Source organism: Halalkalicoccus subterraneus (genome assembly GCF_003697815.1).
In the GTDB taxonomy this organism is placed as follows: Archaea; Halobacteriota; Halobacteria; order Halobacteriales; family Halalkalicoccaceae; genus Halalkalicoccus; species Halalkalicoccus subterraneus.
In genome coordinates this window covers 22410-29741 of record NZ_RDQG01000004.1, presented here as the reverse complement: position 1 = coordinate 29741, position 7332 = coordinate 22410, and the positions used below count along the sequence as shown (strand labels likewise).

8 protein-coding genes are annotated in these 7332 nt (G+C 65.7%); 4 read left to right on the top strand and 4 right to left on the bottom strand.

Going from position 1 to position 7332, the window contains the following annotated elements; genetic code table 11:
- Nucleotides 1-448, top strand: a 448-nt coding sequence (locus tag EAO80_RS00665) for a TCP-1/cpn60 chaperonin family protein (RefSeq protein WP_281272969.1), incomplete at its 5' end; no start/stop codon positions are given.
- A gap of 285 nt (nt 449-733) precedes the next feature.
- On the opposite strand, the gene EAO80_RS19330 is transcribed toward EAO80_RS00665, so the two are convergent.
- Nucleotides 734-883 (bottom strand): hypothetical protein, encoded by a 150-nt coding sequence (locus EAO80_RS19330; protein ID WP_162993818.1) that lies wholly within the window; start codon nt 881-883, stop codon nt 734-736.
- A 152-nt stretch (nt 884-1035) separates the two neighbouring features.
- Here EAO80_RS19330 and EAO80_RS00660 point away from each other — a divergent pair, with 152 nt between their 5' ends.
- Nucleotides 1036-2025, top strand: coding sequence for an ornithine cyclodeaminase family protein (locus EAO80_RS00660; RefSeq protein ID WP_122088019.1), 990 nt, complete (start codon nt 1036-1038; stop codon nt 2023-2025).
- 4 nt (nt 2026-2029) lie between these two features.
- Here the strand turns inward: EAO80_RS00660 and EAO80_RS00655 are convergent, their stop codons facing one another.
- From EAO80_RS00655 to EAO80_RS20165, 3 genes are all read right to left on the bottom strand, one after another.
- Entirely contained in the window at nt 2030-2236 is a 207-nt protein-coding gene (locus EAO80_RS00655; protein WP_122088018.1) for a DUF7535 family protein, read from the bottom strand.
- Between the two features lie 61 nt (nt 2237-2297).
- Nucleotides 2298-4958: a leucine--tRNA ligase gene (gene leuS / locus EAO80_RS00650; RefSeq protein ID WP_122088017.1), complete on the bottom strand. Its 2661-nt coding sequence runs from the start codon at nt 4956-4958 to the stop codon at nt 2298-2300.
- A 723-nt stretch (nt 4959-5681) separates the two neighbouring features.
- Nucleotides 5682-6110: a hypothetical protein gene (locus EAO80_RS20165; protein WP_245998376.1), complete on the bottom strand. Its 429-nt coding sequence runs from the start codon at nt 6108-6110 to the stop codon at nt 5682-5684.
- Here EAO80_RS20165 and EAO80_RS20160 point away from each other — a divergent pair.
- Nucleotides 6084-6491, top strand: a complete 408-nt coding sequence (locus EAO80_RS20160; protein WP_245998375.1) for a substrate-binding domain-containing protein — start codon at nt 6084-6086, stop codon at nt 6489-6491. The two genes, EAO80_RS20165 and EAO80_RS20160, sit on opposite strands and share 27 nt — an antisense overlap.
- Complete coding sequence (locus EAO80_RS00640; RefSeq protein ID WP_122088016.1) at nt 6488-7312, top strand: ABC transporter permease; 825 nt, start codon at nt 6488-6490, stop codon at nt 7310-7312. Before EAO80_RS20160 ends, EAO80_RS00640 begins: the two co-directional genes overlap by 4 nt.
- Nucleotides 7313-7332: the final 20 nt, after the last annotated feature.

Sequence of the window (7332 nt, the reverse complement as noted above, 5' to 3'; positions counted from 1 at the left end):
GCTCGCGGGCGGCGGTGCGGTCGAGGTCGAGGTCGCCTCGCGCCTGCGCGACTACGCCGACTCCGTCTCGGGCCGCGAACAGCTCGCGGTCGAGGCCTTCGCCGACGCGCTCGAACTCGTTCCCCGCGTGCTCGCGGAGAACGCCGGTCTCGACTCGATCGACACGCTCGTCGACCTGCGCTCGGCTCACGAGTCGGGCGACGAGCACGCCGGTCTGAACGTGTTCTCGGGCGACGTCGAGGACACCTTCGAAGCGGGTATCGTCGAGCCGGCCCACGCGAAAGAGCAGGCGCTGACCTCCGCGACGGAGGCGGCGAACCTCGTGCTCAAGATCGACGACATCATCTCCGCCGGCGACCTCTCGACGGACAAGGGCGACGACGAGGGCGGCGCGCCCGGCGGTATGGGTGGCATGGGCGGAATGGGCGGCATGGGCGGCGCGATGTGAGTTCCGAACGAACGGAGACACTTCATCGCACGACCGAGTGAAGCTCGGTCAAGGCTATGTGATGAGGGCGTAGGCCGGATCACATCGACCCTGACGTTTCACCGACGCTTCGCTCCGAGAGAACAGCCCCACAACCGTTTCCGACCTGGATTCGTTTTTTTATCGTTAATTACCGCCACCGCACTGACGAGCCGTCGTTTCGTCGGAAGCGACGCTTTCGGGACGTCCTTAACGGCGGGTGCCTGCGACGGCACGCTAGAGTCTCGACGCCCTCCACCGGATCCGTTAGATGATCCGTCGGGTCACGAACAGGAGGACTCCCACGACGAGGAGGCCGATCCCCCAGTAGAACGAGGGATACGGTAGATACGCGAGCACGAGCGTGACGATTCCGGACGTGATGAGCGACCAGCCGGCTGTCGTTCGAAAGCCCATACGTCATACGGTGTACCTGGGTTGATAAGACCGCTGCAGGCAGTACCCGCGTGGGATATCGGCCCACTCTCGTGCGGAGTACCGAAACTTCCTCGCCGGGATCCTCTCCGCGTTCAGATGGAACTAAGTAGGACTCCGCGATAGTTGCCGCTATGCAAACGCTGCTTTTGAACGGCGACGACGTGGCCGAGAACACCCGATTGTCGGAACTCATTCCCGCAGTCGAGGACGCCTTCGCGGCCTACGAGCGCGGCGACGCCCAGATGCCGCCGAAATCCTACATCGACCTGCCCCAGTACAACGGCGACTTCCGCTCGATGCCGGCCTACCTCGACGCCGGATCGTGGGACGCCGCCGGGATCAAGTGGGTCAACGTCCACCCCGACAACCCCGCCGACCACGAGCTACCCACGGTTCTGGGGACGATGGTCTACTCGGACCCCGAGACCGCAGTACCACTGGCGATCATGGACGGGACCGAACTCACGATGCAGCGCACCGGCGCGGCCGCGGCGGTCGCCACCGACCACCTCGCGGTCGCCGGGGCGAGCTCGATGGGGATCGTCGGCGCGGGCGTCCAGGCGTACACCCAACTCGAAGCCATCGCCGAGGTTCGTCCCATCGAACGCGTCGTGATCAGCGACCTCGACGAGGAGCGCGTCGAGCGGTTCGTCTCCACCTTCGAGGACCGATTCGAGGTGCGGGGCGGGTCGATCGAGGAGACCGCATCGTGTGACGTCCTTTCCACCGTTACCCCCGTCGAGGACCCGATCGTCTCGTCCGAGGCCGTCGGCGAGCACACCCACATCAACGCGATGGGTGCCGACGCCGAAGGGAAACACGAGATCGCCGACGAGGTCTTACTGAACGCGAAACTCGTCATCGACGACCACGCCCAGACGACCCACTCCGGCGAGATCAACGTCCCCTACAACGAGGGGGTGCTGACCGACGACGACATCCACGCCGCGATCGGCGAGATCGTCGTCGGCGACGTGGTGGGGAGAACACCCGAGGACGGCGTGACGGTGTTCGACTCGACGGGGCTGGCCATTCAGGACGTGGCCGCCGCTCACGTCGTCTACGAACACGCCGAGGAGAATGACAACGGCTACCCGTTCGACCTGCTCGGCCTCAACTAGCGCCTCAGACGGCCTTCTGCCGGATCGCTCCGAAGACCTTGCTCAGCACCCAGACGATGATCATGAACGGGAGCAGGGGAACGAGCACCACCAACAGTATCAGGAAATACGCGAGCCCGATGACGTTCATCTCCCGGTCCGGCCGCCCCCGGTAGGATGGCGTCACTGTTCTGAGCGCTTTCTTCACCGTGGAACCGTCCGATTCGCTCATACCGCCGATAGAACGTCCGGCAGGATAACCCTTTTCGCGCCGTTTTCAGGGGAATCGGCGCTCAGTCCTCGATGTGGATCGCCGGGCGGCCGGGTTCGGCCTTCCGAACGACCTCCTCGTCGGCCTCGTCGGCGCGGACGACCTCGACGTCGGCGTCGAACTCGCGTTCGAGCAGCCACGCAGCCGCCTCCAGGGCCTCGTGTTCCGATTTGGGGGAAAGGGTCATCGAGAGGGCCTCGCGTTCGGCCTGCAGGTCCTGGCCGTAGCTCGCGGCGGCGTCACCCTGCTCGCGGATGTGGTCCTCGCCCATGAGTTCGCCGATCAGGTTCTCGGCGTCGCTGTCGATGGCGATCTCCAGAGCGTCGTACTTCCAGTCGGGCGCGATCACGACGTCGATCCGCTCGGGGTCTTCGATTCCGGCGACCTCGACGATGTCGCGTACGTCCCCGCGGGTGTTCTCGACCAGCCGGCGGCGCTGTTCGACGAACGTTCGATCGGCCTCGGCCTCCGGCCAGTCGGCCTCGACGACGAACCCCTCCTCTCCCAGCTCCTCCCAGAGCTCCTCGGCGAGGTGGGGCGCGACCGGCGCGAGCAGCCGGACCACCGCCGACAGCCCGCGCCCGTAGGTCTCGGCGTGGGGTTCGGTGTACTCGGCGTACTGTCGGAGGGTCCGGACGAGCCCCTGGGCCTCCCGCAGCGCCTCGTTGAACCGAAGCGCGTCGTACTCGTCGGTCGCGATGGCGATCGTCGCGTCGATCTCGCTCGCGACGTAGCCCGCGACGGCGTCGTCCTCGCCCGCGGGTTCGTTCTCGGCGAACGTCTCGACTGACCCCTTCAGCCGATCGAGGAAGGCGTACGTCGATTGCACCCCGTCCTCGCTCCAGTCGAACGCCTTGTCGGGCTGGGCCGCCTGCATCATGAACAGGCGGGCGGTGTCGGCGCCGTACTCCTCGACGATGCGCTGGGGCGAGACGGTGTTGCCGACCGATTTCGACATCTTCTCGCCCTCCAGCTGGACCATTCCCTGTGCGAGTAAGTTCTCGAACGGCTCGCGATGCTCCAGACCCTCGTGGTCGGCGAGCACCTTCGTGAAGAAGCGCGAGTACAGCAGGTGCATCACCGCGTGCTCGATGCCGCCGACGTACTGGTCGACGGGCATCCAGTCGTTTGCCCGCTCGCGATCGAACGGCACGTCGTCCAGATCGGGCGAGACGTACCTCAAGAAATACCACGAGGAGTCGACGAACGTGTCCATCGTGTCGGTCTCGCGCTCCGCGGGGCCGCCACACTCCGGACAGGTCGTCTCCTTCCACTCCTCGGCCGCATCGAGTGGGTTGCCGGTGGTGTTGACGAACTCGGGAAGCTCGACGGGGAGGTCCCCCTCGGGCACCATGACGGCCCCGCAGTCGTCGTGGCAGTGGACGACCGGGATCGGCGTCCCCCAGTAGCGCTGTCGAGAGATCCCCCAGTCCCGGAGCTGATACTGCGTCGAGCCCTCGGCGCTCTCGATCCCCTCAGTCAGGCGCTCGCGGGCCGTCTCGCTGTCGAGCCCCGAATGCTCGCCCGAGTTCACGAGGACGCCGTCCTCGGTGAACGCTTCGGCCTCGACGTCCGGTGCCTCCGGGACGGTCTCGCCATCCCAGTCGTCTGGCTCGGGGGCGATCACCGGCCGGATCTCGACGTCGTGTTTCGTCGCGAAGGCGTGGTCGCGCTCGTCGTGGGCCGGGACGGCCATCAGCGCGCCAGTCCCGACGTCCGAGAGGACGAAGTCCGCGACGTAGACCGGGATCTCCTCGCCCGTCGCGGGGTTGGTGGCGGTCAGCCCCGTCGGAACGCCGTTGGGCTCGTCGCCCTCGGGGTCCGCCTCCTCCTCGACGAACTCGCGGATCTCGTCGTCCTCGTCGGCCAGCGCCTCGCTGATCGGGTGATCGGGCGCGAGCGCGAAGAACGTCGCGCCGTGGATCGTGTCGACGCGGGTGGTGAAGGCCTCGACGCTCCCGTGGCCCTCCACATCGAACTCGAGTTCGGTCCCGTACTGGCGGCCGATCCAGTTGCGCTGCATCTGGCGCACCGAGTTGGGCCATCCCTCCAGCTCGTCGATCGCTTCGAGGAGTTCGTCCGCGTACTCGGTGATCTTCAGGAACCACTGTTCGAGCTCGCGCTGGACGACGGGGGTGTCACACCGCCAGCAGAGCTCCTCCTCGCCCTCGACCTGCTCGTCGGCGAGCACCGTCTCGCAGTTGGGACACCAGTTGACCTCGGCGTCGCGTCGCTCGACCAGCCCCTCCTCGTGAAAGCGCTCGAAGAGCCACTGGTTCCACTTGTAGTACTCGGGCGTACAGGTGGTGATCTCGCGGTCCCAGTCGTAGCCGAAGCCCATCGACTTCATCTGGCCGCGCATCGTCTCGATGCAGTCCATCGTCCAGTCGCGCGGGTTGGTGTCGCGCTCTTTGGCGGCGTTCTCGGCGGGCAGGCCGAAGGCGTCCCAGCCCATCGGGTGAAGCACCTCGTCGCCGGTCATGCGGCGGTACCGGGCGTAGGCGTCCGTGATCGTGTAGTTGCGGACGTGGCCCATGTGGAGTTTGCCTGACGGGTAGGGGTACATCCCGAGGACGTACGTCGGGTCCTCGGCGTCGTCGGGGGTCCGGTAGGCGTCGGCGTCGGCCCACGCCGCCTGCCAGCGCTCCTCGATCGCCGTGTGGTCGTAGTCCCGTTCGCTCATTTCTTATATACGGATGGTCGGGAGATCTCCCTATAGCTTTCCATCTACCAACACCCCGTGCATACCTCCCTGGAGCGATGCTCGGAACCGTGGAACACACTTCCTCTTGATCGGGACGGCACTACCGGCGGCCGATCTCGAAGCGGTCGCCTCCGCCACTAGCGACGGATCGCCCTGTCGTTCCCACATCGTTTACGCGATTCCGATGAAAACTCCCTCGACAGTTCTATACTCCGGCGATTTCGCCCCTTCACACTTAACCACCTTGCATCATCAAGCCTAACCGTTCTGAGATTGAAGAGAAAATACCCACTGATAACGAGCGACGAATTATTTATCCCATCATCACGGTGGGAGCACCACTGCGGCGACTTCGAACGGTAGACTATGGATCTTCACGACTATGACTAGCGACGAACGGGCATCGACTCGAACGATCACTCGACGAAGGGCACTGGCGACTGCCGGCGCGGCCGGGACCGGTCTGCTTGCGGGCTGTACCGAGACCGGGATTTTGGGAGGGACTGCCGCCGCGTTCGACGAGAAGTCGTTCATCGTGGGTTACCAGCCCTTCTACACCGAATCGTGGTCGGCGCTGGTGATTCGACACGCCGGCCTCGCGGACAAACACCTCCCCGACGACTACTCCGTCGGGAGCTGGGAGGTCGCCCTTCAGGGGGCGGTGATCGGCAACAAGATGATCTCCACCCAGAACGACATCGGCTACACCGGCGACATGCCGTCGATCACCGCGCTGGCAAACGAGGAGACGCCGATCGATCTGGTCGCCGTGGCGGGGTTCTCACAGGGCCAACAGTGCAACCTCTGTTTCGTTCCCTCGGGATCGTCGGTCAGCGAGCCGACGGATCTCGACGGACTGGAGGTCGGCGTCACGACCGGCAGCTGTACCCACCGGTTCATCCTCGAGATCATGGACCAGGAGGGAATCGAGCCGAACCTCTCGGACCAGGGCATGGCGACGATCTCGACGAACGTTCGCGAGGGCAACATCCCGGTCGGCGTCGGCTGGGAGCCCGCGGTCGCCCGGTCGGTCATCCAGCAGGACGCGGCGGAGTACGCCTTCACGGGGCGGAGTACGACCTCTACGACGCCGCCGGGCTGCTCATGCTCGACTCGCTTGTCGAGGAGCATCCCGAGGCCGCAAAGGGCTGGCTCAAGGCCGAACTCGAGGCCAAACACATCATGGCCACCCAGCCCGAACGGGCGGTCGACCTCATCAAACAGGAGGGCCAACTGCGCGCCTACGACCGCGAGACGGTCCGCGCGACCCTCTACGAGAACCTCGACGTCAGTTCCGACGTCCAACGGTTGCTGTTCTACACCGACTACGAGGCCGTCGACCCGGCGAACCGGCTGTTCAAGGAGCGCGCTCCGGAGTTCCTCTACGAGAACCAGGAGGTCATCCCGCAGCTCCCACCCGAGGAGCGCTACCGGATCGACCTCCTTCGGGAGGCCGTCGAGGAACTCAGGAGTGAAGTCGACTGGAACCCGCTCCGGGAGGCCGAACGATGAGCACCGTCGAACAGGTCAAGCGTCGCTTCGGCGCGGGAACGGTGCCCCTGATCACGAAACGGGCCCGACAGGCGCTGTCGGTGGTCCTGTTTTTCGCCCTGTGGGCGGCGCTCGTCCGGCTTGAGGTGCTGGGCTTCGGACGGTTCGTCGGCCCCGTACCGGCGCTGTCGACGTTCGTTTCCGCGCTGCTCGGCGCGCCGATGACCGGAAGCGGGGCGACGATCTACCAACATGCGGCCTTCTCGGCGATGCGTGTCGTCGTCGCGATGGTTCTCGCCACGGTGACCGCCATCCCGCTGGGACTGCTCATCGGCGCGAGCCGTCGCTGGGAGGACGCGCTGTTCCCGGCCCTGGAGGTCTTCCGGCCGGTGCCGCCGGTCGCATGGGTCCCCATCGCGTTGTTGTTGATGCCGACGTTCCGAAGCGGCGTGATCTTCGTCGTCTTCCTCGGGGCGTTCTTCCCGATTCTCGTCAACACCATCGAGGGCGTCGGCACCGTCGACGAGGAGTACCTCCGCGCCGCAGAAAGCCTGGGCGCGGACTCCCGGGAGGTCTTCCGGCACGTGATCTTCCCGGCGACCCTACCTTCGATCGTCACGGGCGTCTCGACCGGCGTCGGCCTGGCCTGGATCACGGTCGTCGCCGCCGAGATGATCGCCGGCGGGATCGGGATCGGCTACATCATCTTCCAGGCCTATCGCCTGCTCCAGACCGACGTCGTCGCCGTCGGCATGATCGCCATCGGCATTCTGGGCTATGCGTCTGCGACCGTCGTCTACCGGATCGGCAACCGACTGACCGAGTGGCAGACCATCGACTGATCCTCGAACCACCACACCAC

Bases quoted from the DNA above. Each gene is read 5' to 3' on its own strand.
- EAO80_RS20165 (WP_245998376.1), bottom strand. From the start codon at position 6,110: ATGCTCCTCGACAAGCGAGTCGAGCATGAGCAGCCCGGCGGCGTCGTA.
- EAO80_RS20160 (WP_245998375.1), top strand. From the start codon at position 6,084: ATGCTCGACTCGCTTGTCGAGGAGCATCCCGAGGCCGCAAAGGGCTGG.
- EAO80_RS00655 (WP_122088018.1), bottom strand. From the start codon at position 2,236: ATGAGCGAATCGGACGGTTCCACGGTGAAGAAAGCGCTCAGAACAGTG.
- leuS (WP_122088017.1), bottom strand. From the start codon at position 4,958: ATGAGCGAACGGGACTACGACCACACGGCGATCGAGGAGCGCTGGCAG.
- EAO80_RS00660 (WP_122088019.1), top strand. From the start codon at position 1,036: ATGCAAACGCTGCTTTTGAACGGCGACGACGTGGCCGAGAACACCCGA.
- EAO80_RS00640 (WP_122088016.1), top strand. From the start codon at position 6,488: ATGAGCACCGTCGAACAGGTCAAGCGTCGCTTCGGCGCGGGAACGGTG.
- EAO80_RS19330 (WP_162993818.1), bottom strand. From the start codon at position 883: ATGGGCTTTCGAACGACAGCCGGCTGGTCGCTCATCACGTCCGGAATC.